The 26,464-nt window shown below is 52.8% G+C and carries 32 protein-coding genes and 1 riboswitch; of the genes, 6 read left to right on the forward strand and 26 right to left on the reverse strand.

Annotated elements, in window-relative coordinates; all coding sequences use genetic code 11:
• The 13 genes from thiE to KNP85_RS12100 form a co-directional block, all read right to left on the reverse strand.
• Positions 1-639, reverse strand: a complete 639-nt coding sequence (gene thiE / locus KNP85_RS12040; protein WP_214715720.1) for a thiamine phosphate synthase — start codon at positions 637-639, stop codon at positions 1-3.
• Entirely contained in the window at positions 611-1,447 is an 837-nt protein-coding gene (thiD, locus tag KNP85_RS12045) for a bifunctional hydroxymethylpyrimidine kinase/phosphomethylpyrimidine kinase (protein WP_214715861.1), read from the reverse strand. The genes thiE and thiD overlap by 29 nt, the downstream gene beginning before the upstream one ends.
• Positions 1,447-2,235, reverse strand: a complete 789-nt coding sequence (gene thiM / locus KNP85_RS12050; RefSeq protein WP_214715722.1) for a hydroxyethylthiazole kinase — start codon at positions 2,233-2,235, stop codon at positions 1,447-1,449. The genes thiD and thiM overlap by 1 nt, the downstream gene beginning before the upstream one ends.
• Positions 2,232-2,906 carry a thiaminase II gene (gene tenA / locus KNP85_RS12055; RefSeq protein ID WP_214715733.1) on the reverse strand — a complete coding sequence of 225 codons (675 nt, stop codon included), beginning with the start codon at positions 2,904-2,906 and terminating at the stop codon, positions 2,232-2,234. Before tenA ends, thiM begins: the two co-directional genes overlap by 4 nt.
• Positions 2,907-2,987: 81 nt before the next feature.
• A riboswitch (TPP riboswitch) is annotated at positions 2,988-3,092 on the reverse strand.
• A 61-nt stretch (positions 3,093-3,153) separates the two neighbouring features.
• Positions 3,154-4,602 carry an exopolysaccharide Pel transporter PelG gene (gene pelG / locus KNP85_RS12060; RefSeq protein WP_214803259.1) on the reverse strand — a complete coding sequence of 483 codons (1,449 nt, stop codon included), beginning with the start codon at positions 4,600-4,602 and terminating at the stop codon, positions 3,154-3,156.
• Entirely contained in the window at positions 4,583-6,001 is a 1,419-nt protein-coding gene (gene pelF / locus KNP85_RS12065; protein ID WP_214715748.1) for a GT4 family glycosyltransferase PelF, read from the reverse strand. Before pelF ends, pelG begins: the two co-directional genes overlap by 20 nt.
• Entirely contained in the window at positions 5,998-7,845 is a 1,848-nt protein-coding gene (locus KNP85_RS12070; protein WP_029594503.1) for a DUF2194 domain-containing protein, read from the reverse strand. The genes pelF and KNP85_RS12070 overlap by 4 nt, the downstream gene beginning before the upstream one ends.
• The gene (locus KNP85_RS12075; RefSeq protein ID WP_021065924.1) at positions 7,827-8,765 is read right to left on the reverse strand and encodes a tetratricopeptide repeat protein; all 939 of its coding nucleotides are present in this window, start codon (positions 8,763-8,765) and stop codon (positions 7,827-7,829) included. Before KNP85_RS12075 ends, KNP85_RS12070 begins: the two co-directional genes overlap by 19 nt.
• Positions 8,766-8,769: 4 nt before the next feature.
• Positions 8,770-9,939, reverse strand: coding sequence for a GAF domain-containing protein (locus KNP85_RS12080; protein ID WP_021065923.1), 1,170 nt, complete (start codon positions 9,937-9,939; stop codon positions 8,770-8,772).
• 161 nt (positions 9,940-10,100) lie between these two features.
• Positions 10,101-10,928 (reverse strand): glycoside hydrolase family 191 protein, encoded by an 828-nt coding sequence (locus KNP85_RS12085; RefSeq protein WP_241764562.1) that lies wholly within the window; start codon positions 10,926-10,928, stop codon positions 10,101-10,103.
• A 219-nt stretch (positions 10,929-11,147) separates the two neighbouring features.
• Positions 11,148-11,300 (reverse strand): hypothetical protein, encoded by a 153-nt coding sequence (locus tag KNP85_RS12090; protein ID WP_021065921.1) that lies wholly within the window; start codon positions 11,298-11,300, stop codon positions 11,148-11,150.
• A 48-nt stretch (positions 11,301-11,348) separates the two neighbouring features.
• Complete coding sequence (locus KNP85_RS12095) at positions 11,349-12,188, reverse strand: aminoglycoside 6-adenylyltransferase (RefSeq protein ID WP_214715750.1); 840 nt, start codon at positions 12,186-12,188, stop codon at positions 11,349-11,351.
• Complete coding sequence (locus KNP85_RS12100; protein ID WP_058765043.1) at positions 12,185-12,787, reverse strand: pentapeptide repeat-containing protein; 603 nt, start codon at positions 12,785-12,787, stop codon at positions 12,185-12,187. Before KNP85_RS12100 ends, KNP85_RS12095 begins: the two co-directional genes overlap by 4 nt.
• Before the next feature lie 53 nt (positions 12,788-12,840).
• Here KNP85_RS12100 and KNP85_RS12105 point away from each other — a divergent pair, with 53 nt between their 5' ends.
• Complete coding sequence (locus KNP85_RS12105; RefSeq protein WP_021065918.1) at positions 12,841-13,287, forward strand: NUDIX hydrolase; 447 nt, start codon at positions 12,841-12,843, stop codon at positions 13,285-13,287.
• Here the strand turns inward: KNP85_RS12105 and KNP85_RS12110 are convergent.
• Entirely contained in the window at positions 13,261-13,968 is a 708-nt protein-coding gene (locus tag KNP85_RS12110; protein WP_214715752.1) for a YjjG family noncanonical pyrimidine nucleotidase, read from the reverse strand. The genes KNP85_RS12105 and KNP85_RS12110 overlap by 27 nt on opposite strands.
• A gap of 71 nt (positions 13,969-14,039) precedes the next feature.
• Between KNP85_RS12110 and KNP85_RS12115 the strand changes: the two genes are divergently transcribed.
• Positions 14,040-14,882 carry a GNAT family N-acetyltransferase gene (locus KNP85_RS12115; protein ID WP_214715754.1) on the forward strand — a complete coding sequence of 281 codons (843 nt, stop codon included), beginning with the start codon at positions 14,040-14,042 and terminating at the stop codon, positions 14,880-14,882.
• Between the two features lie 12 nt (positions 14,883-14,894).
• Here the strand turns inward: KNP85_RS12115 and KNP85_RS12120 are convergent, their stop codons facing one another.
• The 4 genes from KNP85_RS12120 to KNP85_RS12135 are packed head-to-tail and all read right to left on the reverse strand — an operon-like array spanning position 14,895 to position 17,341.
• Positions 14,895-15,842 carry an alpha/beta hydrolase gene (locus KNP85_RS12120; protein ID WP_029594495.1) on the reverse strand — a complete coding sequence of 316 codons (948 nt, stop codon included), beginning with the start codon at positions 15,840-15,842 and terminating at the stop codon, positions 14,895-14,897.
• 59 nt (positions 15,843-15,901) lie between these two features.
• Complete coding sequence (locus KNP85_RS12125; protein WP_144060652.1) at positions 15,902-16,204, reverse strand: hypothetical protein; 303 nt, start codon at positions 16,202-16,204, stop codon at positions 15,902-15,904.
• Positions 16,205-16,257: 53 nt separating this feature from the next.
• On the reverse strand, positions 16,258-17,013 hold the full coding sequence (locus KNP85_RS12130) for an HAAS domain-containing protein (protein ID WP_214715756.1): 756 nt from the start codon (positions 17,011-17,013) through the stop codon (positions 16,258-16,260).
• On the reverse strand, positions 16,988-17,341 hold the full coding sequence (locus tag KNP85_RS12135; protein WP_029594492.1) for a PadR family transcriptional regulator: 354 nt from the start codon (positions 17,339-17,341) through the stop codon (positions 16,988-16,990). The genes KNP85_RS12130 and KNP85_RS12135 overlap by 26 nt, the downstream gene beginning before the upstream one ends.
• Before the next feature lie 170 nt (positions 17,342-17,511).
• Here KNP85_RS12135 and KNP85_RS12140 point away from each other — a divergent pair, with 170 nt between their 5' ends.
• On the forward strand, positions 17,512-18,969 hold the full coding sequence (locus tag KNP85_RS12140; RefSeq protein WP_214715757.1) for an aldehyde dehydrogenase family protein: 1,458 nt from the start codon (positions 17,512-17,514) through the stop codon (positions 18,967-18,969).
• A gap of 44 nt (positions 18,970-19,013) precedes the next feature.
• On the opposite strand, the gene KNP85_RS12145 is transcribed toward KNP85_RS12140, so the two are convergent.
• The 4 genes from KNP85_RS12145 to KNP85_RS12160 all read right to left on the reverse strand — a co-directional run bounded on the left by KNP85_RS12145 (position 19,014) and on the right by KNP85_RS12160 (position 21,062).
• Positions 19,014-19,352, reverse strand: coding sequence for a zinc ribbon domain-containing protein YjdM (locus KNP85_RS12145; protein ID WP_214715759.1), 339 nt, complete (start codon positions 19,350-19,352; stop codon positions 19,014-19,016).
• A gap of 66 nt (positions 19,353-19,418) precedes the next feature.
• Complete coding sequence (locus KNP85_RS12150) at positions 19,419-19,931, reverse strand: GNAT family N-acetyltransferase (RefSeq protein ID WP_131472187.1); 513 nt, start codon at positions 19,929-19,931, stop codon at positions 19,419-19,421.
• A gap of 111 nt (positions 19,932-20,042) precedes the next feature.
• A complete protein-coding gene (locus KNP85_RS12155; RefSeq protein ID WP_021065908.1) occupies positions 20,043-20,369 on the reverse strand; it encodes a four-helix bundle copper-binding protein in 327 nt (108 codons plus the stop codon).
• Positions 20,370-20,450: 81 nt separating this feature from the next.
• A complete protein-coding gene (locus tag KNP85_RS12160) occupies positions 20,451-21,062 on the reverse strand; it encodes a hypothetical protein (RefSeq protein WP_021065907.1) in 612 nt (203 codons plus the stop codon).
• Positions 21,063-21,215: 153 nt separating this feature from the next.
• Here KNP85_RS12160 and KNP85_RS12165 point away from each other — a divergent pair, with 153 nt between their 5' ends.
• The 3 genes from KNP85_RS12165 (at position 21,216) to KNP85_RS12175 (ending at position 24,653) form a co-directional block, all read left to right on the forward strand.
• Entirely contained in the window at positions 21,216-22,112 is an 897-nt protein-coding gene (locus KNP85_RS12165) for an aldo/keto reductase (RefSeq protein ID WP_021065906.1), read from the forward strand.
• Positions 22,113-22,398: 286 nt separating this feature from the next.
• Positions 22,399-23,673, forward strand: coding sequence for a hypothetical protein (locus KNP85_RS12170; protein WP_353048051.1), 1,275 nt, complete (start codon positions 22,399-22,401; stop codon positions 23,671-23,673).
• A gap of 122 nt (positions 23,674-23,795) precedes the next feature.
• Positions 23,796-24,653: a pirin family protein gene (locus KNP85_RS12175; RefSeq protein ID WP_214715765.1), complete on the forward strand. Its 858-nt coding sequence runs from the start codon at positions 23,796-23,798 to the stop codon at positions 24,651-24,653.
• Between the two features lie 24 nt (positions 24,654-24,677).
• Here the strand turns inward: KNP85_RS12175 and KNP85_RS12180 are convergent, their stop codons facing one another.
• The 4 genes from KNP85_RS12180 to KNP85_RS12195 form a co-directional block, all read right to left on the reverse strand.
• Positions 24,678-24,980, reverse strand: a complete 303-nt coding sequence (locus KNP85_RS12180) for a hypothetical protein (protein WP_214715767.1) — start codon at positions 24,978-24,980, stop codon at positions 24,678-24,680.
• Positions 24,981-25,048: 68 nt separating this feature from the next.
• Positions 25,049-25,510 carry a GNAT family N-acetyltransferase gene (locus KNP85_RS12185; protein ID WP_214803261.1) on the reverse strand — a complete coding sequence of 154 codons (462 nt, stop codon included), beginning with the start codon at positions 25,508-25,510 and terminating at the stop codon, positions 25,049-25,051.
• Positions 25,510-25,830 carry a hypothetical protein gene (locus tag KNP85_RS12190; RefSeq protein ID WP_029594483.1) on the reverse strand — a complete coding sequence of 107 codons (321 nt, stop codon included), beginning with the start codon at positions 25,828-25,830 and terminating at the stop codon, positions 25,510-25,512. Before KNP85_RS12190 ends, KNP85_RS12185 begins: the two co-directional genes overlap by 1 nt.
• Before the next feature lie 56 nt (positions 25,831-25,886).
• A complete protein-coding gene (locus KNP85_RS12195) occupies positions 25,887-26,411 on the reverse strand; it encodes a GrpB family protein (RefSeq protein WP_021065900.1) in 525 nt (174 codons plus the stop codon).
• Positions 26,412-26,464 lie beyond the last annotated feature (53 nt).

Raw genomic sequence — 26,464 nt, forward strand, 5'->3', positions numbered from 1 at the left:
TCAGAGACAAGCGAAACGCCGTGTGGCCATGGCCACATCCGGTGCAGAAGCGATGGCCGAGATGACGGCGACGCCGTCCGCCCCGTCGTTCCGAATCATCGAAACGTGTTCCGGTGAGATGCCGCCAATCCCCACGATTGGCAGCTCTCGATACAAGGCTCGAACTTGGCGGATGAGCATCGTCCCGTTCACTGCCCCGGCGTCTTCTTTCGAATTCGTCGGGTAGACCGGACCGATGCCCACATAATCCGCATGCTCGATGGCCGCCGCTACTTCTTCGAGCGTGTGCACCGAGACACCAAGCCATTTGTCCGGGCCGATTCGCTCACGAACGCGTGCGGCCTCGGCATCATCCTGTCCGATATGAACGCCGTCGGCATCGATGCGCTCTGCTAGGTCGACGTCATCATTGATGATGAACGGAACATCGTATGAGCGGCAGAGTGTTTGCAACGCTCTCGCCATCGCTTCTTTTTTATCCCCATACAGTGCATGTTTACCTTTTTCGCGAAATTGAAAACATGTCACGCCACATTGAAGTGCCGTTTCCACCGTCTGGAGCATGTCTTCCGCGTTTGCGGTTCCGCAAATAAAATAAAGCCGCAACTGCTCAGCGATGGTTCGTTGTGATGGATTCAAGCGTCACACCTGCCTCTCCATGTGTCGCATACGCCCAGTGATTCGTCGGTCCATGTCCGGCACCGATATCGAGTCCATGCGTGATCGCGCTTTGAATGAATCGCTTGGCGGTCACCGTCGCCTCGAGGATAGAATGGCCTTTGGCCAGTTCCGCCGTGAGCGCTGCCGAGAACGTACAACCGGTGCCATGCGTGTCACTCGTCTGGATGCGCGGGGCCGACAGGAGGAACGCCTCTGACGCCGTCATGACCAAATCGTCCGCAGTTGCGCCATCGAGATGTCCCCCTTTTAAAATAACGGCACGGACACCGTACGCTAACATCCGTTCTGCTGCTTCGATGCTGTCTTCAAACGTCCGAATCGTCATCCCCGTCAACACTTCCGCTTCCGGCACGTTCGGCGTGACGACGGTCGCGAGCGGCAAGAGGGATGTCTTGAGCGCCTGGACCGACGAATCCTGAAGCAACGAGGCCCCGCCTTTTGCAATCATGACCGGGTCAACGACGAGCCGATTGAATGTGTGACGCCGCACCCCATCAGCGACCACCTCGATGCGCGCCGCATCGAACAACATCCCGGTCTTGCACGCCGCAATCGTAAAGTCTGAACCGATTGCATCGAGTTGTTGCGTCACGAGTTCCGGTGACACCGCCTCGACCCCATGCACCCCACGCGTGTTTTGGGCCGTGACGGCCGTCAAGACGCTCGTGCCGAACACACCGAGCTCCTGAAACGTCTTCAAATCAGCTTGAATGCCAGCGCCACCGCCCGAATCCGAACCGGCAATCGTCAACACTTGCTGCCGTATCATGACACCACCTCGATGCGGTCACTCGGCAACTCGACCGCCGTCATCTTGCCGAGCTCATTCAAGAAGTGAACGGGGAAGTCACCCGGCCCGTCGGCCAAAGCGGTAGCGAGTTCCCCGCACCGGGCATAACCGGCTAGCGCTGTCGCCGTGGCCGTAACCGCATCCCGTTCGACCGCAAGGAACGCACCGACGACCGCACTCAGTAAACAACCGGTCCCTGTCGTCCGGGCCATCGCGCCAGTGCCGCCTTTAATTTCAATCGTCACGTCCCCGTCACTGACGATATCCGTCTCTCCGGTCACGGCAACGACACAGTTGTAGCGCTTAGCCGCTTCACGCGCGATGTGATTCAAATCATCCCGCGTTTCCCCAGCGTCAACGCCGCGCGCCGCCGCGTCGAGACCAATCAATGTCGCGATTTCTCCGGCATTCCCACGGATGACCGTCACACGGACAGATTGCAGAATCGCCTGGGCGACGTCGCGCCGAAATGAGGTCGCCCCGACACCAACCGGATCGAAGACGATCGGACTACCTGCTTGATTCGCCGCCTGTCCGGCTCGAATCATCGTACGTTCCGTCATTGCATCGAGTGTACCGATATTGAGCACGAGCGCATCGCTTAAAGACGCCATCTCGGCCACTTCTTCGACCGCGGACGCCATGACCGGGGCCGCCCCGATGGCGAGCAACCCGTTCGCTGAAAAGTTGGCGACGACGATATTCGTGATGTTGTGGATGAGTGGCCGTTCGGCTCTGACTTTGTCCCATAAGTCGCGCTTCATCGTGTCACCCCCGCCGGTAAATCCCACGACTCGAGCGTCCACGCCATCTCCCAAAACGCATGCTCGTAATAACAACTCTTCAAGAACAGCTGTTGATACCGGACCCGTTCTTCCGCCGTCGCCTGCCCAGCGAGCACGTCGAGCCGTTCAATCTGTTCCTCGACGAGGTCGCGGAACCATTCCGACCCGTACGTCGCAATCCACGTCGCATAAATCGGGTGGTCGGGTGTCGTGTCTTTCATGCGTTCGCCAATCTCGTAATAAACCCAATAGCACGGCAAAATTGCTGCGAGCACGTCACCGAGCGTTGGACCGGCATGTTGCATATGGAGCGCATAGGCGTAAGCCGTCGGGGCCGGCTCAAACGTCGCCCACTCCGCCTCCGTCACGTTGAGCAAGGTGAAAAACTCACGATGCAGCGCATGCTCTGCTTCGATGGTATGGAGCGCGTGCGTCAAAAAGCGGCTCGCTACTTCCATGTTCGGGGCGAGTGTCGCGCCTTTCGCCTGTACTTTCGAGAACTGATTCAAATAATACGAGTCTTGCATGACGTAATGCCGAAACTTCGCCTCGTCGAGTTCACCCGTTCCGAGCTCGCGGACGAACGGATGGTCAAAGCTGGCTTGAAACAAGGCATCGGCCTCTTGTCGTAAATGTGCGGTGAATGTCATGTTTTCTCCTCCTTTGTAATCAAAAAAGACGCCGCCTTCCATAACGGAAGCGGCGTCGGATTTACACAAAGTGTACGAAAACAATCGGTTCGCCCACTTCCCTACGCTAGCGTGAACTAGATCAGGTTCAAAGGGTCTGGACCTCGTCCATCTCAGCCGCGTCACGCGACTCCCCTAGTGGTAAACATTATGAAATTCGGTCATCTACGACCACATCATATCAGTCTTTCTCCGTACTGAAAACCCTTTATCGTGAGAATCGCCGGTTCAACAACGTCCCCATTTGCGAGAACCGCTCGGTGCCGAGCTTGCGCCGGTTTGAGGCGGCGAACACGTAATAATCAACTTTGCCCATATAATAAATCAAACGCAGGCCGGCCAAGAAGAACGTGATCGTCGTGCTGACGGCAAAGCCGACACCGTACCAATCGATGCCGCGCGGCAAGAGCAGTAACGTGAACAACGCGTTCAACGTGAAGAACGAGATGTTGACGAACAACGCCCCGCGCCGGTCCTCGAAATAGAGCAACAACAACGTCAAGATGAGAATCATCGCATTCGCGAACGCCGCGAGCGTCGTCATCCGAAAGATTTGACCGATCTCATCCGGGACACCAATCCAACTGACGAACACGCCCGCCATTAGGATGGCGAACAGCGTCACCACGCCTTGGCTCCGTGCGAGTCGAATCAACTCATTTTTCAATACGGACGTCATCGTCTGTTTCGCCTTCTCGATTTGATGGAGTGCCCCACCGTAGTTGATCAATCCATAAAACGTACGGTAGCGCTCATAAAACCGGGTCTCGACAGCGACGACGAACAAGAGCTGCGTCGGGATAATCGTCAAGTAGGACCAAAAGATGGCCGTGTCATAATACGGGTTGAACAAGAACGAGTCCGCGATGATCACACGTCCTTCACCGAACCAGATGATGAAATTCGTGACCCAAATCCCGAGCACGTACAACACGCCGATGGCGAACAAGTCTGGATAGCGGTCGAAGTACTTGAAGTACGAGAACTCTTTCACCGCGTAACGGAGCGGGAACGTCCGGAGCATCGCGAAGAACAACCCGAACAACGTCACAATCATCCCGACCGTGAAACCGAGCAACAGCTCGAGACTCGACGGGTCGACCATGAGACGGCTAATCGCATAGACGCTCCCGACCGAGATAAGTCCGCCGAGCAGGAAGCTATAGGCCACCGCTTGATAATACTTGGCGGCACTTAAAAACAAGAACATGACCCAGATGACGTTAATCGTCATGAATAAAACGAACAACGTCAGTTTGTACAGAAAATCGAGCGGCGACAATAGCCAAAAGATACTATACAGCAAGCTTGCCGCGAGAATCGTCACTTTGAGCATCCCGGTGAACACCGGGAAAATCTCATGTGCCTTCTTCTCATAAAACAAGTCCGCCACGTATCGGGTGACGACGAGCTGTTGAAAACTGAACAAGATTTGCGAGAAGATGAACGCGTACGAGACCGAGATCATGAAGAGCGTCCGTTCGGCGAGCGACAACGTCGGCATTTGGAACGCCAACCATTGAATCGTACCGACGACCAAGATGACAATCAACCACGGTCCGGATGTGACGAGGCCGGAGAACGTGTACGCCTTCAGCCGGGACGAATAGTAGTCTTCTTGGAACAACTTCTGTAACTTAAACCCGATGCCCGCCATACTGTTCCCTCCTCGCTTCATAGATAGCCTTATAGCGGTCCACGACTTGTTGGAGACGATAATATTGGCGGACCCGCTCCCGTCCGTTCTTGCCGAACCGCATTCGTTCCTGCGGGTAATCCATCATCCATTCGACTTTGTCGGCGACCGCTTCCGGATGAACCGGTGGCACGATGAAACCGGCCGGACCAAACGGGTCATCCGCTCGTCCGTATAAAAGCTCGGAACAGGCGCCGACATCGGTGGCGACCCACGGAATCCCGGCGGCCATGCCTTCGAGAATCGCGAGCGGCTGCCCTTCCGAGATGCTCGTCAGGAGTAGTAGATCAAAGGTCGGCAAATACGTTTGGACGTCCACTTTCCCGGCCAGTTCGACATAATCGCTCAATCCGCTCTGTTCGATGAGCAGACGGCACTCTTCCGCATATTCTTCATCCTCGTCGAGTGGACCCATGATTGTCAGTTTGAACAGACGATGCCGCTCCTGCAAAATCTTGGCGGCGTAAATCATCGTCTTCAAGTCTTTGATGGGAACGAGGCGGACGATGGCACCGATTTGAAAGAGGTCGTGCTCCGGACGATCGACCGTCGCCTGGATTTGTCGGTCGGCAATCCCATTGGCGATAATTTTCGTCTTCTCGCTCGGGGCGCCGATCCATTCCTGATATTCGCGATTCCGCTCGAACAAGGTGATAATCTCATCGGCCGCGTTATACGCCTCGCGGGACAAGTGGTGGAAGAACCGAACCCATCTCGGCTTATACGGCGCCGGAATCCAATACGACTGTAAAATTTCTTCCTCGCGTTCACGGGAATAAATGCCATGCTCGGTCAAGATGAACGGGATCCCTTGCGTCTCTTTCATGTAGGAAGCGACTACCCCGGCATAACCTGTCGATACGGAATGGACGAGGTCGACTTTCGGGAGCGGCTGATGGAGCACCCGCAAAATCGGGGTGTACATGCTTTGCCACATCCAGAAATAGTCGATGAACGAGCCGCCGTTCATCTCTTCGGCGTAGGCGGCCTTCACGTTGCGCCAAAAGAACTCGCTCGCGAAAAACGCCTCGCTCGAAGGCACTTCTTTCCCGAGTAGTCGCAACGCTTGCCGGTTCGGGCTTCTTAACATGAGCCAATCCGACACGTTCTGTTCGTCGTCGGCACCCCACTTCAATCGTCCCCTCGCGCGTTCACCTACGTCGTTCAAATACAGATGGGTGATGCCGGAGACGTTCGGAGGGAGCGCGTATTTCATGTCTTCTGGCCGTTTCTCGGTCGGTTGAATCGAGATGATTTCAAACGACACCTCGGGCATCGCCTCGATTAACGTCTGCGTCCAGCTCGATACGCCTCCGCTCACGTACGGATAACTGCCCTCTAAGACAAGTCCGATTTTCATTGCGCTTCCCCCTTGATGTCGATCTCAGCGTTCGCCGATGTCAGTTTGACGAGATAGAGCGGTCGGTCGGCCTCCCACTGCTCGACCGTCCCGAAATCAAACTTTCCTGTCTCGAGTGACTGGCCCGGTTTCAGGCGAATCGTAAAATGAGACGGGTTGACGAGCCCTTCCCCGGCCAAATAGACCGTCGACTCATCGAACGTGACGTTCAAATCAGCTTGTTGGTAGGTGATCATCTTTTCGGTCGCGTAATGTTGCGTATACGCTTCGAGATGCGGATATTGGTCTCTCACGTCATGGACGATTTTTCGCAGGCTCGTGAACATCGTATCCCAGTCCCGTCCGAAGGCCCGGTCTGGATCGATGACATCATCCGGGTGAATGAAGTGTGAAAACACGCCGAAGTTGGCGATTGCATCGACCATCTGAAAAATCGAGCCGCGCTCTTCCCCGTAATCGCTCGTCACGCGCGGGAAATGATAGAGATTCGGGTGCGTCGCATCAAATTCGAACTCTTGCACGAAATCCCCGCTTTCCGGTTCTCCGGTGTAGAGCGAGGCGATTGTACGAAGTTCCGGCAACGCCTCGGCAATCGCATCGACCCCGGTCCGGTTGAGCGCGTTCGACGGTGGGACGTATGACTTGAGCGTCTCGGCCGGGAAATAGTTCGCAAATACGGATTCGGCCTGTAATAACGACCGTTTCATCTCGTCTTTATCTTTCCACGGGATATATCCATACGTCGGATCAATCGGTTCATCGGCCGTGACGAGCGACTGATGATTATAGCCATGCAGGCCGATTTCACCGCCGTGGGCAATCAGTTTTCGCCCGAAATACAACATCGGAAACTCGCCGCGCTTAATCAACTGCTCATCGACAAGTTCCATCTCTTCCTCATACGTCCCAATCATGGCACCTGTATAAATCACATCGTCGTCTTTCGCTAAATCGACCATGTCTTCCCACCAATCTTCGGCGAAGAAGTCTTTGACGGATTTATCAAGCGGGGTGGCAGAGACATCTTTCATCTTCCCATCCATGACCGGTGCCGGGAAATCATCAATGTACATGAGTTTGATGGCCGCTTGTGCCGTGACGAACGCCGGTGGCATCGTGCCGAGCGTCTGCACGAACAGCCCGCGAATCATCTTTTGGTTCGTGATGGTCGTGTTCCAGTATAGGACGTTCCCTTCGCCGACTCCGTATTCCCACAGGATTGGGAAACCTTCGGCTGACAACATGACGTTGGCGTCATCCGCGATCGCAAAGTCGACGACGCTATGAACGAACAGGTCGTCCGGCGGATTCAAGTCGACATAGCCCGGGAAAATCGTCTCCTCGAAATTCAAGCCGTATACGTCCGGCACATACTCACCAATTTCTTCAATCCCGGTCAACGCGTTCCACGCGGGGTCTTTGAACCGGTTCGCGAACACGAGGTTGCCGCCCTGTTCGACGTAACGCTTCATCGCGACGAACGGCCATCTCGATGAATCTTCTCCGGTAAAAATGATAATCGTATACGGAGAAGGCGCAATCGATCCGACGACACCAGGACTGACTTCACGCACGTCGAGCTTCGCGTACTGCAAGCCGTGACGCAGATTGTCCGCCGTCTCGACCGCCAAATCTCCTTCATCCCGGACGAGATAAATTTGAAGTTGATGTTCGCCCGCTTTCGCTGACGCATCACTCTTCAATTGATCGATATTCATCTGCTGCTCGGCGACGTTCGGCAGTAACGTGTGCAGCGAATGAATCCGTAAGTATTGAATCGCACCGACGATGACTAGAAATAAGACGATGAAGAGCGAGAATGAGATTACAGTTCGTTTTTCCATGATGTCGTGTCACTCCATTCTTCAAACAACAGTCGGTACTCATACGGCACATCCTCGAGCGAAAACTGGGTCTGCATCATAAACATGACCGCCTTCACTTCGTTCCAACGCTCCCGCTCATAATAGAAGTTGATGAGCATGAGGTGGGCCTCGATTCGTTCAGGGAAATGATGGACGTACTCCTTCAGGATGTTCAATTGCTCTTTCGGATGCTGTAACGTGAGATAAATCTCGTTCAAGTCTTCATAAATCCATGGTGCCGGCGGATAGAGCGTCTTTACTTTTAACAATTCTTCAAGCCATGCGGTCTGCTTGTCCTTCAACATGACCTCAGTGATGAGCTCGCTATGAATCATCCGTTTATAGATTGTCGCGAGCCGTTGAATCGTGTCCGGATTCCCTAAATCATACTCGCGTTTCGCTAATTTCAGTTCTTGTTCATACTGATCGATCAAGATATTCATCGTCGCTGCCGCATAGTGGACGGTCTCACTGTCCTTGCTCTCGAGACCCATCTGCAAATATTTCCCTTGCTGGTCAATCGACTGGTTGACGTGCGTCAAAATCGAATGTTTTCGGATGGCCGGATCTTTGGAATTGATGGCATCGGTGAGCGGTAACAAGTGCGCGCTACTATTCGCTTCATGACGAATCTGTTCATAGTTGACGACTTTGAAATCGATATAGTCGTCATAGTCTTCAATCAGACCGCTCCGCCCAAAGCGCTCAGCCAAACGATACACCGCAAAGACGGCAAATTCGGCCACAAACGGTAGGAACAGTCCGAAACTGAGGGCCGCTACCGCGACCCCATAGTCGGGTGCTTTCATCTTTCGTTTCAACACGATTAGCAAGACGAAGGCGAGCACGGCGTGAACGACATAAATCCCAATCAATCCGAAACGAACCGTCGGCTCCATCCCGTCACACTCCCTTCTGGATCAAAATCCCTTCGATCCGATCATAAATCCGTTGACGGTGTTCTTCACTCGTCCCGGGGAGCAACAGCAACAGCTTGTTGTCTTCGGGATCGTAGCCGACGACATCGATTTCCCGTAAATACGAGTGGACGATGGCCTCGATACTCTCGAGCGAGACCGGTTCATAGCCGAGCGCATAATCGAGCACGATATACGGCTGTCCGTGGTGAAGTTTCTTTTGTTCTTGAATGGCGACCAGTTCCGTGAACGCCTCTTTCTTATAGAACGAGGTGCCTTTATGCATTTTCTCGTGCTGCTCTTTGCGAATCAGGTTTTCGGCGTTTTGGACGCGCGTCCCAATCCACGAGAATAAGATATTCAAGACGTGCAAGTCATCGGTCGTCAACTTGCGGAGCGGCAAGCGTTTGATGACGACGACTTCACGTGTCTGTCCGTCCACGACGATCGGCGCGAGCAACATCGGGTCCGTGTCCTCATCATCGAGCTGACGGAGTGTCGTCTCTTGGACTTGGAAGAACCGTTTGAACATGCTTGACGCCTCGTCAAGGAAAATCGTTTGCGGGAACTCTTTCGTTTCGGTTTGCCGAATCAAGAGGCGCATCGATTTCTGGGAGCGGTCGACGTGGTAAATGGCGACATCGCTCGCTAAAAACGTCTTTTTCAGCAGGCGAATCGTTTCGCTTCGAATCAGTTCCGGGTGTGGCAAGTCGAGCGATACGGCAAGTTCATACAATTGGTTCAAGCTGTATTCGGATTGAAGTAGTTTTTGACGAAGTGTCGTTTGCGAAGTGTTGAGTAAATCGACGGTCTCTTTCAAATACGTGTTCTCATCTTTCAGTTCCTCATTGCGGAACTGACTGATTTCATAACGCTCTCGAAATGAGGTGCTGAACAACCCGACGATGACGGTGATGGCGAAGTAGTAAAACAGTGTAAGAAGTGAGTTTGTATCGTAGAACAAGAGGAAGATGTCCCCTCCCATTAAGCCGGTGTATAACACTTTATAGAGGAGCAAGATGCCAAAACTGATTAAGCCGAAGATAGTGCCGTATCGTAAGGCGAATAAGATGGCGGCCGCATAAAACAAGTTCAACTCATTTTGAATCGTGCCCAGATTAAAGAATAAATCGATTCCAATCAACAGCGCGAACACGACAAGAATCTCAACCCATTTGAGCCACGGACGGTCTTGAGCGTATAAAATGATAATCCCCTCCTCGCGATTGGTTCCTCGTTACTGGTCCAACACATAGGCAGCCGAATGTAAGTAGTGGATGACGGCATCTTCTATTTTCCTCATACCCTAATCAACACCTAAAAATCCCACGTATTGTAATACGTTGGTTCGTGATAATGAATAAATCCGTTCGCTTCGGCCATGTCCCGACTGGTCGCTTCCTCTTGATCGGACACGGTGAGGACGGCAATCCCATACTCGTCTTGAATCACGTTCATCCGGTCGAGCATCTCCATCGACCACGAATCAGATGTGATTTCGGTGTAGTTGAAGCCTTCCCACATGAAGCCTTCCACATATGGGGCACTCGTCCGTTCGAGCGTCTCGATGCCCCAATTTTGAACGACCGGAACGCCGGGATACGCACGCTCAATCGCCTGCAGAAAATCCTCGAGCCCAGCCAACTGTTCCGCTAAGTCTTCTGGATAGTCCAAATGGACGTCATCGATGTCCCCAACCGTATCAAGGAAAATACCGTCCAAATGCTTGTTGATGACTTGTTTTTGAATCTCGCGGATTAAAATTTTGCGAAAGTCGGCAGAACTGATATCGGTCAAATACGAGTCCCACTTCGGAAAGTAAATCCGTTCCCCATCCCGATAGAAGTAGTCATCCTTGTCCATTTGGCCGATCAGCGCTCGATTCCACGAATCCGCCTCCATCACATTGATATACCCGAACACTTTCGTCCCGTTCGACCGAATCGTTTCGATCTGTTCGGGCGTATACCAAATCGGTTCGATAATGACGAGGTCGTAGCGAGCCATATCCTCGATAATCGCCTCGGTCGGCATGTTATAGAATATCTTGTAAGAGTGAATCTCATCAAAATCAAACGGCTCTCGTGTCGTACATCCTCCTAAAAAGAAAATGAGCAATAAGCCGGTAAGCCACAATCGTCGCACGCGGACACCTCCTTGGTGAGCAATCTGTCTTGGTGTGAATCGGTCCGTTTGACGTTGAACAACGAGTAAACATGCTAATTGTTTCTTTAGAAGGAAGAAAATGGATGAGAATCGATTTATTGAGAGTTGCCCGGTTCTGGCCCGACCTAAACGTCTCTCGCCCGATTCCGCTCACTAAAAATCTGCTATACAAAAAAGAAGACTGATGAAAACAGTCTTCTAGCGTCCAGTAATCAGCAAATATAAGTTGAAGGCCACGAGTCCAAGCGGAAATAAGGCCACGACAACAATCGGCCATTTCTTCGTCCGGATGCCGACAAATAAAAGTAAACTCCCTACTAGGAGCGCGATGAACGTCGTATACGGATTCAAGCGTCATTCCCCCTTCTATAGAGGGGCTTTTCCCGACTCGACCGAAACTTAACCGTTTGAACACCAAAGCGTCGAAAAGGCGTCACGAATTCGTCGGGCTTCATCTGCACGAAAGGGATATCCCGCCCGCTCGGCGACCCGTCTGCTCGTGCGTTCGAACTGCTCGACCAACGCTTCATGGGCCGCCTCGAGGGAAGTGGTCTCGATTGCCGGGAATGTATGAAGATAGCTGTCCCACCTTGCCGCATCCATATATGGGGCCAGAGCGTCACCGGCCTTCCCGGCGTTCACGGTGAAGTCCGTCTTAAAACCGACCTCCCACGACAGCATCTGACGGAGCATCGTCCGCATAATCGTGACATGGTCGTACGCGTATAATAACTGCCCCCGCTTGATGCCTTTGACGACGTAAAGCGACACCCACCAAAACTCGTTCCAACACTGCTCATAGTCAAATCGGCTCGGTCGGTGGATGCGGTACGTGTCATCAGATGGAATCGGTTCACCGGCAATCCCGTCTTTATCGACGAGGACGAGACTGAGTGAGTCCGCTTGAATCGCCTGTTGCACGTCACGCAGCGGGCGAACGGTCAAATCGACGCGATGACCGGCTGCAAACTGGACGAGAAACGCGAAACGCTCATATTCGTCGCCTCCCGGCACCTCGTCCGGCATCTGCATGATCAAGACGTCCCCGAGCGGCAGCATCCAGGAACGGTCCTCGATGAACGTGGTCACGTCTTCGACGAAACAAGTGACATCGACGTCTTGAAAGCAGTCCACCGGCACGTTCGGATTGACGAGCGACCCGTTCAAGACGAGGACGCGGACGTCTTCCCGCTCCGCGGCCACGGACGTCAAATGCTCGAGCACTTGCTCATTGGTCATATGACGTTCGCCCCGAGCGAGCGGGCGATTTGGACGGCCTGTATCACATCGATCGTCGCTTGTTTCAGGATGACGTCCGAGAAATCGACCCCGTCCATCTCGGCCCCTACAAAATCGGCACCGGTGCAATCCGCGTGCTGCAACACGGCGCGGGACAAGACGGCGTTCGTCCAGCGTGATTCTTTCAAATCCGCACCGTATAAATCGGCCTCGGTCAACCGGACACCGGACCAATCCATCTTCCGGAGCGGGGCGTGACGCAGATTGACGAACGACCAATCTCCTTCACGCACGACGACCCCTTCGAACGTGCATGACTCGAACGACGAGCCTGTCATCTTGCACTGATCGAACTCGCTCAAAAACAGATTCGCCCCATTGAACTGACAGTTCAGGAACGAGCTGCCGCTGTGGCGCGAGGCGTTCCACTTCGAATCGGTGAAGTCACAGTTGATGAAACGACACTGTTCGGTCTCGAACTCGGTCGCATCGATATAGGTAAAGCGACAGTTCTCGAACGTCGTCTGCGTGAGTTGGATGTCACGGAGCGTCTCGTCGCGGAAGTCCTCGCCTTTATAACTCTCATTTGATTGAAACATGACCTGCCCCCTTGACGTATAATTGATGTAGCTTAAGGAATGGAGTGATGAAAATGGATATCGTATTTCCGACCGAGCACGGCACGTTCAATTATCGCGTTGCCGGCATCTGGGTCCAGGACGGTCATTTGCTCGTTCATCGGAACGTGAACGATGACTTTTGGGCGTTGCCGGGCGGCCGGGTCGGCATCGGCGAAGAAGCCGAGCTCGCCTTGACGCGTGAGCTGCAAGAAGAACTCGAAGCGACACTGACGGGAACGACGTTCGCTTTCGTCTCCGAAAATTTCTTCACGTATTTGGAGCGCACCGTGCATGAGATCGGCATGTACTTTTATGTATCGGGTGACCTCCCGCTCCGGCATGGAGACTTCCACGGACCGGAAGGCGATCACCTCATCTATCGTTGGCAGCCGCTCGACGCGCTCCGGGACTTGAAACTCTTCCCGGAGACACTCTATGCGTTGCCGCAATCACTACCGCCCCACTTTATCGATCGCTGAGCTTGATAGAATCGACTTCAATTCGTGCAATTCTTGAATCTCATATGTCGTCTCGACCGACGCCGCAATCTCGTGCGGATTGTACCAGCACGTGTCGAGCCCATACATGCGCCCGCCGGCGATATCTGCCGTCAGCGAGTCACCGACGATGAGTCCACGTTGCGGTGCCACGTTCGGCACGCGGTCGAACACGTAATCGAAGAACGGTTTCATCGGCTTTTGCGATCCGGTCGCATCCGAGACGAACACATCCTTGAAATAAGGAAGCAGTCCCGACGCTTCGAGCCGCTTGAACTGCGTCTCCGTCACACCGTTCGTGACGATATAGAGCGGATACTGTTCACTGAGCGTTTGGACGAGCTCGAGTGCCCCATCGATGATGTGTACCCCGTCGTGCAAATGGTCGCGATAGCGCTGTTCGACTTCATGCGCGTCGATTGTGATGCCGAGCGTATCGAACAGTTGCGTGTGTCGGCCCATTAAGACGTCTTCCCGTCCGACCTCGCCACGCTCGAACGCGCGCCATAATCCGTTATTGATCGTCACGTACTGTTGTTTCAATTCATCTGTCATCCGAACGTTGTGTGCCGCGAGCAACTGCTCCAAGGCGACGTGCTCGCTCTGTTTAAAGTCGAGCAACGTGTCGTCGACATCGAATAAAATCGCTTCATACCGTTTCATAATCTCTATTACCCCTCTCTGCCTCTAATGTACAGGAACAGACATAGAAGTTCAAAAAAGGAGCGAGCCCTATGCCCAAAAAGCCAATCACCAACCTCGAGTATTCGAACAAAGAACTCGAATCGTTTTTTTACTTTGCCGATGAGACGTTCGGCATCGATTTTCGCGAGTGGTACAAAGCTGGCGAATGGACTGACCACTATCGCTGTTATTCATTGACGTTCTATCGGAATGTCATCTCGAACGTCGGGATGAGCCGAATGACAGTGATGATGGACGGAACCGCGCGCGAAGCGTATCAAATCGGAACGGTCATGACGGACGAGATCCGACAAGGACAAGGGCTCGCCACCCGCATCTTTAAGCATGTGTTCAAGCAGCATGACACGGATGGGTTGTCTTATTTTTTGGCTTGTAACGAAGGGGTTGCACCGTTTTACGAGCAACAGGGGTTCTCCGTCCAACCCGAACCGGAGCTATTCGTTTCAGTCTCGGGATCGGCTTCCCCACTCGAACATGTCGACGTCGATGCCGAACAGTGGCGCCGTTTCAAACTGGAGTCACTCCCGTTTTCACCGCGTCTGTATACGACAGACGACATGCACATTTGGATGTTCCATTACTATCAAGGGATGGACGAGGACGTGTATCGTTTCGATGACGTCCATGTCATTTATATGATTGAGCGCTCGCGCTTAAACTTGTATGCCGTGCTGTCGCCGCGACCTGTCGATATGCGTGACGTCGTGGCCCGGCTCTCCTTTGAAGGCATCACCGAAATCGTCTTTAAATTCACGCCCGATCTGGACGGTGTGGAACAACGTCCGTCCCGCGACGGCCAATGGATGATTCGCATGAACGAAGGACAATTTTTCCCGGAAGGTTGTCGCTTCCCTTATTTATCGAAAGCATGAAAAAAACTCGCCTTAGGGGCGAGTTTTTTGCGTATGGAAGGCATGTCCGAGCGACTGCGCCGCTTCTTTGACGGCTCGTCGCGCTTCCGGAACGTATGCGTAGTAGTTGACGAAGCCGTGGATGAGTCCTCCGTAATTGTGATACGTCACCGGGACACCGAGACTAATCAATTTATTGGCGTACGCTCGGCCGAGGTCACGGAGCGGGTCATATTCGGCCGTCAACAGCGTCGTCGGCGGCAGTTTCGCCAAATGTGGCGAAACGATTGGCGAGGCGTAGGGGTGGGTCAATTCAGTCTCGTCATGAAAGTATTGGTGTTGGAACCAACGAATCAACGCCTCGTCGAGCAAATAGCCGGTCGCATACTCGATTAACGATAACGGCAGATTCTCCTCGGTCCCCGTCACCGGATAAAATAACAGCTGATGCATGGCGAGAGGACGGCCTTGCTCGATGGCCATCAAAGCGCTGACCGTGGCGAGCGTCCCCCCAGCGCTGTCACCGCCGACGGCGATGCGCTCGGCATCGATTTCGAGTTCCGAGGCGTGATCCGCAATCCAAACGAGCGCCTCATAGCTGTCGTAGACGGCTGTCGGGAATTTATGTTCCGGCGCGAGTCGATAACCGACCGAGATGACGGTACAGTCGGCCTCATTCGCGATCGTCCGGCAAATCGCATCATGCGTGTCGAGACTCCCCGTGACATAGCCACCCCCGTGATAATAGACGAGGGCAGGGGCAAGCGTTCGACTCGATCGATAGATGCGGATTGGAAGTGAGCGATTCGGGAGCGTGATCCAGCGCTCCTCGACATCAAGCACATGTTCTCTATGTTGAAATCGGGTCATCATTGCGTCTTCTTGTCGTCTTAATTCGAGCGGATCCAATTGGTCATATGTGGTCGAGAGCTGATTTTGAAACTGGTTCAAATAAAATTGAATCGTCGGATTGACTGGCAATGGGAATCCCTTCTTTCTCTTTTAGGCGTTCAGTTGCCTATTCCCAGCCGCGTCCGACCTTAAGCAGATTCACGTGCTTTTTGCAAAGCACGACGATACATATACGCCAAAACGACACCACTCGCGTAAACAATGGTCCAGACATTCACGAGGATAGACTGGCCAATCGGCTTGAAGAAATAATCCCACGCCCCATCGACGTGCCAAACCATCGCCGTGGAAATGACATACGATACGATGAGCCCACATGCGAGCCACGGGAACATCTCACGCCGCCCAAACCACCACACACTCGACCACACGATTGCTGGAATCAGAAGATAACCGAGCGCATTCCCCCATAGAAAGTCTGCCGCTGTCACGAAAAAGCCCCACGGCAGACACAAGATCGCGACAAAAATGATTCGTCCGAGCATCATGCTTGTTCCTGTTGATTCTTTTTCCACCAGACGAACAAGAAGACCCCCATCCCGACGAACAGAATCAGCATCGAGAAAATAAGTTGTTGCTCGAGCGGCAAACTCGTCTGGGCAAACGCGTATTGTGGTCCGAATAAGAGAATCGGAATGATCAGATTGATCCATGTCTTCGTCCACACCGAGACGGTGAGCAACGTGACGACGGCCAGTCCGAACAATACGAGTTGACCGGTTGGACCGAACACGATCGTCGGGGTCTCGACGAAGATGTCGAGTATCATCAGCCCGAGGAACAATGTCATCGGCAGCGCAGCGAGCGTGATGTACGTCGCCCCATTTTTAAATTTGCTTTCTTTCGAGCGAACCGACATGTGGCGGAACGCTTGTGAGGCGGCCAGCAAGAACAGGACGGCGATGAGCGGGAACCCAATCAACTGGACCGTCGAGAATGTCATCTCGCCTTGAATGAAGTTGGCGATGATGATGTAGGCGAACACGTTCGGGATGATCATCGCGATGATTTTGAAAAAACCTTTCCCATCGAACGCCATCTCACGCCCGAGATGCTGCATGTAGGCTTTCGGGCTCTGGCCCACGACATCGTCCACGCTTTTGCCTGCGCGTTCCGCCTCCTCGAGGTGGTCTTTCAGCTCGGCGACAACGTCTTGCACTTCCCCTTCCGATTTCCCGCTCGACATGAGATATACCGCCAAGTCATCCAAAAAATCACGACTCTTTTTTGAAAGTTCCATCTTCATTCCCCTCTCCGAGTACGCGGTCGACGCCGCTTGACACTTCCGCCCAACGTTGTTTGAAGGCGAGCAATTCTTGCTGTCCCGCCTCCGTCAAAATGTAATACTTTCGCTTCGGCCCTCCGGACGGCAGTGTTTTTTGAATCGTCTCGACCCAGCCGTCTTTCTTCATCCGTAACAATACCGGATAGATACTGCCCTCACTCACCATCGTGAATCCGTACGCCTGCAACTTCTCCGACATCTCATAGCCGTACGTCTCTCCTTTATCGATGATGGCCAACAGGCAACCTTCGAGCAATCCTTTCAACATCTGACTCATCGCCATGGCGTATCCTCACTTTCACCAAACTAACTTGTTATACACAATAGTAATGGAAGGAGCTACCATTTGCAACTACTTTGTAAAACAAGTTAGTTGCGCATCGAGAGGTTTATTTTTTCAAATCAGGTGAATACTTCTTAAGGTGAAGCAAAAAGATAAAGGAGTGTTTGAACATGCATACCGATTTTACGAAGATGTACATTGATGGCCAATGGGTCGAAGGGTCAAGCGACAAATCGATCGATAACACCAACCCGTTCACGGACGAGACGTTGTTCTCGATTCGTTCGGCCGACGAGTCTGATCTCGACAAGGCTTATGCCGTTGCGAAAGAAGCACAAACCGAATGGGCGACGATGCTGCCACAAAATCGACGGGCCTTGATTGAGAAGTTCGCCGAAGTGACGTTACAACATAAAGAAGACATCATCGAGTGGCTCGTCAAAGAATCGGGTAGCACACGTATCAAAGCAGAAGGTGAATTTTTAGCATCGATGGCGATCATCAAAGAAGCGGCGACGTTCCCGTTCCGCATGGACGGACTCATCAAGCCATCAATCGTCCCGAACAAAGAGAACCGGGTTTACCGGAAACCGCTCGGTGTCATCGGCGTCATCAGCCCATGGAACTTCCCGTTCCACCTCGCAGTCCGCTCAATCGTCTCCGCGCTCGCGACGGGCAATACCGTCGTCGTCAAACCGGCGACAGCGACACCGGTCACAGGTGGTCTCCTGTTCGCCTCGTTATTTGAAGAGGCGGGGCTTCCGAAAGGCGTCTTGAACGTCGTTGTCGGTCGCGGTTCGGAGATTGGGGACGCCATCGTCGAGCACCCGGTGCCAAAACTCATTTCGTTCACTGGTTCGACCGAGGTCGGCAAAGGCATCGCCGAGAAGGCCGGACGCCTGTTGAAGAAAACAGCGCTCGAACTCGGCGGGAATAACGTCTTCGTCGTGTTAGACGACGCCGACATCGAACGTGCCGTCGAATCGGCCGTCTACTCGAAGTTCTATCATCAAGGGCAAATCTGTATGTCGACGAACCGGATTCTCGTCGCCGAGTCGATTCACGATGCGTTCCTTGAAAAATTTGTGGAGCGGGTTCGCGCCTTGAAGTTCGGCAACCCGAACGAATCGGATACACAAGTCGGGCCGCTCATCGATCACGATCAAGTCGACCGCATCCTCGATCAAATCAAGCAGACGGTCGACGCCGGTGCGACGCTCCAGGTCGGCGGCAACGCTGACGGGAACGTGCTCGAGCCGACCGTCGTGAGCGGTGTCACGAATGACATGCCACTCGCAAAAAATGAGATTTTCGGACCGGTCGCCGTCATTCTGTCGTTCAAAGATGACGCCGAGGCGCTGAAACTCTCGAACGAACTCCCGTACGGACTGAGCGGTGCCGTCCACGGTTCAATCTATCGCGCGACCGAATTCGCACGCCAAGTCGAGACGGGGATGATTCACGTCAACGACCAATCGGTGAACGATGAGCCGCACTTGCCGTTCGGTGGTGAGAAAGATTCTGGTCTTGGCCGTTTCAACGGCGAATGGGTGCTTGAGGAGTTCACGACGCTCCAATGGGTATCCGTCATGCACGAACGCCGCGAATACAAACCATTCTTTTCATAAACAGCAAAAAGCGTGTTGGTCCGCGAACGGATCAACACGCTTTTTTAGATTTTTTTCACGAACTCCGATTTGAGCTTCATCGCACCGAAGCCGTCAATCTTGCAGTCGATGTCATGGTCCCCGTCGACGAGACGGATGCCTTTCACTTTCGTGCCTTGTTTGACGACGAGCGACGTCCCTTTCACCTTTAAATCTTTGATGACCGTGATCGTGTCCCCGTCTTGGAGCACGTTTCCGTTCGCGTCTTTGATTTGCGCGTCCGCTTCTGCTTCAGCCGCCTCGCTCGGTGACCACTCGTACGCACATTCCGGACAGACGAGCAAGCTCCCGTCCTCATACACGTAAGACGATTGACACTTCGGACAATTCGGTAGTTCTGTCATGCTGATTCCTCCATTCGATTCACTGTCCCCAGTATACCGTATTTTCGGAACGTCGACAGCTAGCGGTCAGCCTTCTTGCGGAGTCTCGGGACCTTTCAAATCGAGTTGATAAAACGATAAGTCGAGCCACTTCCCGAACTTGTAGCCGGCTTTTTTAATCGTACCGGAATGGACGAACCCTAACTTTTCATGTGCTTTGACGCTCGCGATATTGGCTGCATCGATGCCACCAATCATCGTCTTCACATCCCGCTCTTCACCGATCCGGATAATTTCTCGGAGCAACTTGTTGCCGATGCCTTTGCTACGGTATCCAGGATGGACGTACACCGAGTGTTCGACCGTATAATGATAGGCCGGCCAAGGACGAAACGGCCCAAATGTGGCAAAGCCCATCACGACGTCCCCTTCCTCCCATACGATGATGGGAAGTCCGGCCGCTTTTTTCTCCTCGTACCAAGCGATTCGATTTTGAAGCGTCACCGGTTCGTAGTGATAGACGGCGGTACTGTTGACGATGGCATCATTATAAATATGTAAGACAGCTTGAAGATCATCTCGACGACAATTGCGAATCATGAGAACACCACTTTCATACGTTTTCTTCATTATACTTATCTCGATTTCAAAATACACCCGGCGATTCGCTCCCACATAAAAAAGTCAGCCGTTTTGACTGACTTTTTCACATTATGCTGCCAAACGATCGCACATCGAGGCGCACTCGACGCAGACGCGCGCACATTCTTGGCAATGGGCATGCTTATGTTTCTCGCATTCCTGGGCACACGCCTTACAGACGACCGCACAAGCCCGGGCGAGTTCGGGCACGAACGCCGAATCTCGCGTCATCGCCTCGGCGAGAAACGAACAGATGGCGGCGCACTCCCGGTCGAGCCGGATGCAGTCAACCATCATCTTGACGTCATGTTCTTCCAGGCACGACTCGAGACAGTAATTACACGTCTCCACACAATCACGTAACGTCTCCAGTTCATTTGCATAAATCCGATGCATACAATCAGCCTCCTTTTCCAAAACGAAGTGACAGTCACATCCTCTTTGTTCCCTAATCTTCAAAAGAAAAACGACCGTCGACTAGTGTCTCGGATCGTTCACAAACGTGCGGTATAAATAGGCGACTCCGTTCAACAAACGCTCTGAATAGCGCTTCGGCATGAAACGGAGCCGATAAAACCGATACATCCGCTTCAAATCTTCCCATTGGTGATCGACGTGCTGTCCTTGGCGGAAGCGGGCCAAGTCGATTAAATAAATACGGCCTTCCGGCGTCAAAATCAAATTGCGCAAATGAACGTCCGACGGCGTGAGTCCGAGGCTTCGTGCCGCGATGAGCGCTGCGTCGACTTGCTGAATGTACGACGCATCAATCCAAATCCCTTCCGTCAAACATTCGAATAGCGTCTTGCCCTCGATGTAGTCGATGACGATATAATTCACACCTGCTTCATACAAGCGTGGGAATTGAGGTAACCCTTCGAGCGTTCGATAAATCACAGCCTCTTCAGCTGCGATATGCGTATAATCCGGAAAGAACACTTTGATGACGAGTCGCGTGTCTTTTATGCGAAACACGGCGGCACTGCGCCCAATCCCGTGCAGTTCGAGATCGGCATGAGCGGCGGTCACGTATGTTTCCTGACCTTGTTGCTCAAACGTGACGTTCGCATATTGTTCGTAATGATTCATAAGTCACTCCTCTTTTTCTAATCATCTCTGTCTCATCATAACTGAAATCGCTTTAGTTTGACTCGGTTCATGTCCTTCCAATACGCCCCAAAAGTGACGCCCTCCTGTTTTATCCTTATAATGAAAGCGACAAACAATGAGGAGGAACTTACCATGCAACGCATCGAACTGACAGAAGACTTATCATTCTCACGAATCATTCACGGCATGTGGCGTTTGGCCGAATGGGACATGAGCCCGCAGGAACGCCTCACTTTCATCGAACAATGTATCGAACTCGGCATCACGACGTTCGATCACGCTGATATATACGGTGGCTATACGTGTGAAGGATTGTTCGGCGAAGCGCTTCGTCTCAAGCCATCACTCCGCGATCAAATCGAGATTGTGACGAAGACCGGCATCAAGCTGACAGGCTCTTTCAACCCTGGCCAATCCATCAACCATTATGATACGACGAAAGAACATATCATCCGTCAAGCCGAGCGCTCGCTACAGGAGCTCGCCATCGATCAGATTGACACGCTTTTGATTCACCGTCCCGACCCGCTCATGGACCCGGACGAAGTCGCCGAGGCGTTCATCACGTTGCAACGAAGCGGAAAAGTGCGTACGTTCGGGGTCTCGAACCATGTGCCGGCAACCCAACAGTTGTTACAGTCACGTTTACCGTTCCAACTCGTGACGAACCAGCTTGAGCTCTCACCGATGCAACTGAAGCATTTTGAAGATGGTACTGTCGACCTATGCCACGAGAAACGGATGCCACTCATGGCGTGGAGCCCTCTCGCCGGCGGACAACTGTTCACCGAGGCCGCTTACGCACCGCTTCGTGAAAAATTGGAGGAAATCAGCGATCGACATCAAGCGGGCGGCATCGACGCCGTCGTCTACGCGTGGCTCTTGAAGCACCCGGCCAAGATCATGCCGATCGTCGGATCTGGGAAAATTGAACGAGTTCGGACCGCCGTCGATGCGCTTCAGATTGACCTGACGCGAGAAGAATGGTTCGAAATTTTGAAGGCGGCCCGTGGTCGCGACGTGGATTGAAGGTAAAAATAAACAAATAACCCCTTTTTAATTCCATTTTGTTATTTTCGACGATTTTCGTCATTTTCAAGAACGTCTACATCACAACGTTCATTCGTCAAAAATCGACACGTGTCAAATGGAGAAATTCCATTTCATATCCATAAGTGTAAAACAAGCCCGTTCAGTTCAAGTGGAGCGGGTTTTTTGATTTTTTTAAAAAAAATCGCATTAATTTTCCTAAGACTATAGTCACAAAAAAATGGTGCTAAAATGATGAAAGTTAATCATTAAAGGAGTGCACCCTGTGAAAAAGTACCTGATTCTTTGTACGCTCGCCATGTTGTTCGTCCTGTTCGGATGCGAAGAAGAACATGCATTTCGTTTACATACGGCTCCAGAGTACTATCAAGGTCGCGCCTCTCTACCTTCTGGTCAACAAATCGAGATGACCGAGTCCGACCGGACGAACGTCCTTGATGCCTGTTACCCAGAGGACGCCATCACCCGTGCGCCTGATGGAGAGCGTCTCTTGATTGGCACGGTCAAATTGAGCCAACCGCTTACGACCACGGCCTCGACCGAAGTCTTTCCGACCGCCACATTTTTTGAAGTGGAAAATCAAACCTACGTCCAATGCCAAGCCGACACCATCACCTATATGAAACAAATCGATGCGTTGCCGGATAGTCTCACTCCGTACCGCGACCAAGCCGTCTCATCATCCGCGACGTCGAAGCTTCGAGTTGCGCAACCGCACGAGCAAGTCCATTTCACCGAAGAGATGAAAAAACCGGTCGGCAATGAGCCTTATCCAAAACGTCACGGTTTCGAACAGACGCTCGTCCACGTGACGATGCCGTTCAACGGTTCGTTCGAATTCACGTTCGAGTCACCCGAATCGCGTGAGACCATCACGTTGCCCATCAACGAATCGTCACGTCAACCGTTCCTGTCCCTCGGCTTAGGGACCGAAGTGTCTCAAGACACGCAACAGTACGGGCTCCATCTGTCATCCGATCAGACGTTATATGAGGACGTCCTGCGACCGCAGGATGCCACCTACGATCGAATGCTCGGGGCACGGCAGGCGAGCACGCTCCCGACCAAACTCGTTCCGAACGAGCGCTATCCACTGTTCAGTTTCTCCTTCATCCGCGATGGCAAACCTTATAAACAAGTCGTTTCTATCACCTATAAAGAAGAGACGTTGTTGCACGGCGACCGCTTGAAAACAAAAATGCGGCAACAATTCGCCAATCGACGTCACGTCGTCGCCCATGAACTGGCTCTAATCGGCACAGAATCAAAAGATGCACCGTTCTTGCATCATGCCAACGCCGAGACCGTCCAGTTCGTGTTTCAAGCCATCGATCGCTCAAAAGCCGTGGCCACGGCCGGAACCCCAGCGCCGACCCCTTATTTGACGGTGTTCGAGGGCATTCGTGCTCAAACGTTCGATCTCAGTTACACGGAAGACGATGTAATTTTGACAAACACGAAGACAGGCTCACATTTCAAATTGCTCCGCGCCGATGCCGAACGGTGGCGCGACCTTTCCATCGGACAAGCAAACAACTGACGACACTTTTCAAGCCAGACTGGCTCACCGGTCTGGCTTTACACGTTATATAGGCAAAATCGGAAAGCCTCCTTGGCTCGCTATGCGACAATGACAACAAACAGTGCAAAGGAGAGAGTGTGATGACGAAACGATTCGAGCGCGACGTCGCCAGCCATTGGCCGGTCGCCTATAAACAAAACGGATATCCGCACGTGCAGCAGGGTTGGGTCTTGCCTCCGGAACGAAAACACGAGTTCGACCCGTTCATCTTGATGGCCGAGGACTGGTTCAAGCGGGGAACGTTCTCTGACCATCCTCACCGCGGCTTCCAGACCATTACCTACGTGATTGACGGACGACTTGAACATATCGATAACCATGGCGGACATTCGATTTTAGATGCGGGTGACGTTCAATATATGAATGCGGGCTGGGCGGCACGTCATGCCGAGGAGGCCGTCGACGACGACTTGATTCATACGCTTCAACTATGGCTCAACTTGCCGAAAACACTTAAAACGACGACGACATCTTACCAAAACGTATATGTCGAAGAGGCACCGCTCGTGCCGATTGACGGAGGACACGTGCGTGTCTATTCGGGTGACATCGCCGGAGTGACCGGACCGATGGACAGTCTCGTCCCCATCACGATGAGCGAAGTGAGCTTACAGAGTGGGGCCGCCTATGAGCACATCATCCCGACGAATCATAACGCTTTCGTCTACGTTCTCGCGGGTTCCCTCGAACTCGGAACGTCAGCGACACCGCTTGCGAAGACGCACGCGGCGACGCTCACGTACGATGAGACGAGTGACGGTGAGAGCGTGGTCCGCCTCAAAGCGACGTCACGTGCGAAACTGCTCATCTACTCAGGTAAGCCGATTCGGGAAGACTATATCGCCCACGGTCCGTTCGTCATGAACACCGAAGAGGAGATTCGTCAGGCGTTCCGCGACTACCATGCCGGTAGTTTCGGTCCCCCGGCCGTCAAATAAAATAAGCCGCGCCTAGGGCGTGGCTTATTTTTTATCTGGCATGAGCACGGTCTGCTGCGTCGGGACGCGACCGATCGGGACGGTCCGTTCGACGAGGACGTACCGCTTGCCGTTCACTTCAAACTTCCGGTCGCCGAGATAATGGGCCGACTTCCCGTCTTCATACAGCTTCGTCAAAATCGCCGGCACGTACTCGTTCAAGTTCGTGTAGTGCTCATCGAGCGTCATGACAATATTGCCTTTCCCATAGCCCAACCATTGGTTCGACATGAATAACATGAGCGAAATGGTGCCGATGACACCGACGACTAAAATGACTGTCTCCATCAAATCCTCCCCGATCTCGTATGTGTTTAAATGGCGTGATTATCGTACGCCAAGACTAATCTTCTACTTTAGAGATGCTTCACGACGAACTGTCGCTTCGGTTGAAAGCCAATTTCGCTATAAAACGCGGCCGCCGCTTCGTTCACCGACCAATAATCCAGTTCGATTGACGGAAATCCGTGTGCGATGGCATAGCGTTCCACTTCTTCCATGACCAAGCGTCCATACCCTCGCCGCTTCGCCTCCGGGTTAATGCTGATTTGATGCACGTAGAGTGTCCGCACAGCTTTCCGAAACGCGTTCGCCTTACTCACTCGCTCTTGAAAACAGACGTAGCCGACTGTGTCTCCGTCGACCTCTGCCGTGAAGAAATGATAATCGTCTCGCGCCATCATCTCCGAAAACGCCGCTTCCACCGAGGCGTGATTGTAAGGCGCAAAGAACGCCGGCGCCAACTGAAGATGATGTTCATGGATTGGACAGTTCAACGTCGCAATCAACGCCGCATCGTCGGTTCGTATCAACTGCATCATAACGGCCACGAACCTTCATTTTTATAGTCCCGCGTCTCCGTGACCCCGTGCGGCTTTTCATCCCCACGCAACGTATGGTTTGTCGTTTCCTGCTCTTTGCCGTGCAAACGGTGTTGAATCGGACGGGCCAGGAAGTAGCCGCCGAACAAGGAGACCGGGAAAATGATAAAGGCGGTTCCTAGAAACAGGTAGGCGTATGCACGCATCTCGTCTGTTCCGACGAAGTGATTGACGCCATAGCGCAATCCAAAAAATAAGCCGACAAATAACAGTGCGACAAACGCGTACTCGATACATTTCCCGAGAAATCGTTTCATCTCATGACCCCCCTCAACTGATTAGTTTTCTGTACGAGATGAAACGGTAAAATGTTTCAAATTTGTTGGCGAGACATGTACCACAACGTCGCCTCCTGCTCGGTCGCGGATACCCAGTCTTGTTTTCCTTGGATATAGCTCTCGATATCTTCCGGATGCTGGCTCGCCAATTGTTGTTTAAGCGCCGCATACTCGTCCCGTACGTCTGGGAACGTCATCAAATAATCGCGGAACGCGAGATGGCGGGTCACGCCTTCATCCCCTTCCTCGAACATATGGACGTGAATCGTCCGAACGTCTTCTCCTTTAGCGAAGAAGCGCCGTCTCGGAATCCCATGCTCGCCGAAACTTCGATACCCGAGTGCCTCCATGTGCCCGACCCATTCATCAATCCGCTCGATTTCTCGTACGACCGGCATGATGTCGATAATCGGTTTCGCATCGAGTCCCGGCACCGACGTGCTTCCGATGTGATGAATGGCGACGATTTCCCCTTCAAACAAGCGTTCGAGTTTGGACGCCTCTTCCTTGAATTTCGTCTCCCATATCGGATCATACGGGACGACCTCTACTTTTCTCATGGTCCATTCCCTCCTTCACAATAATCGTTCCGTCTCTTTCATCATACCCGTTT

It is taken from the genome of Exiguobacterium sp. s194 (assembly GCF_018618275.1).
GTDB lineage: Bacteria > Bacillota > Bacilli > Exiguobacteriales > Exiguobacteriaceae > Exiguobacterium > Exiguobacterium chiriqhucha.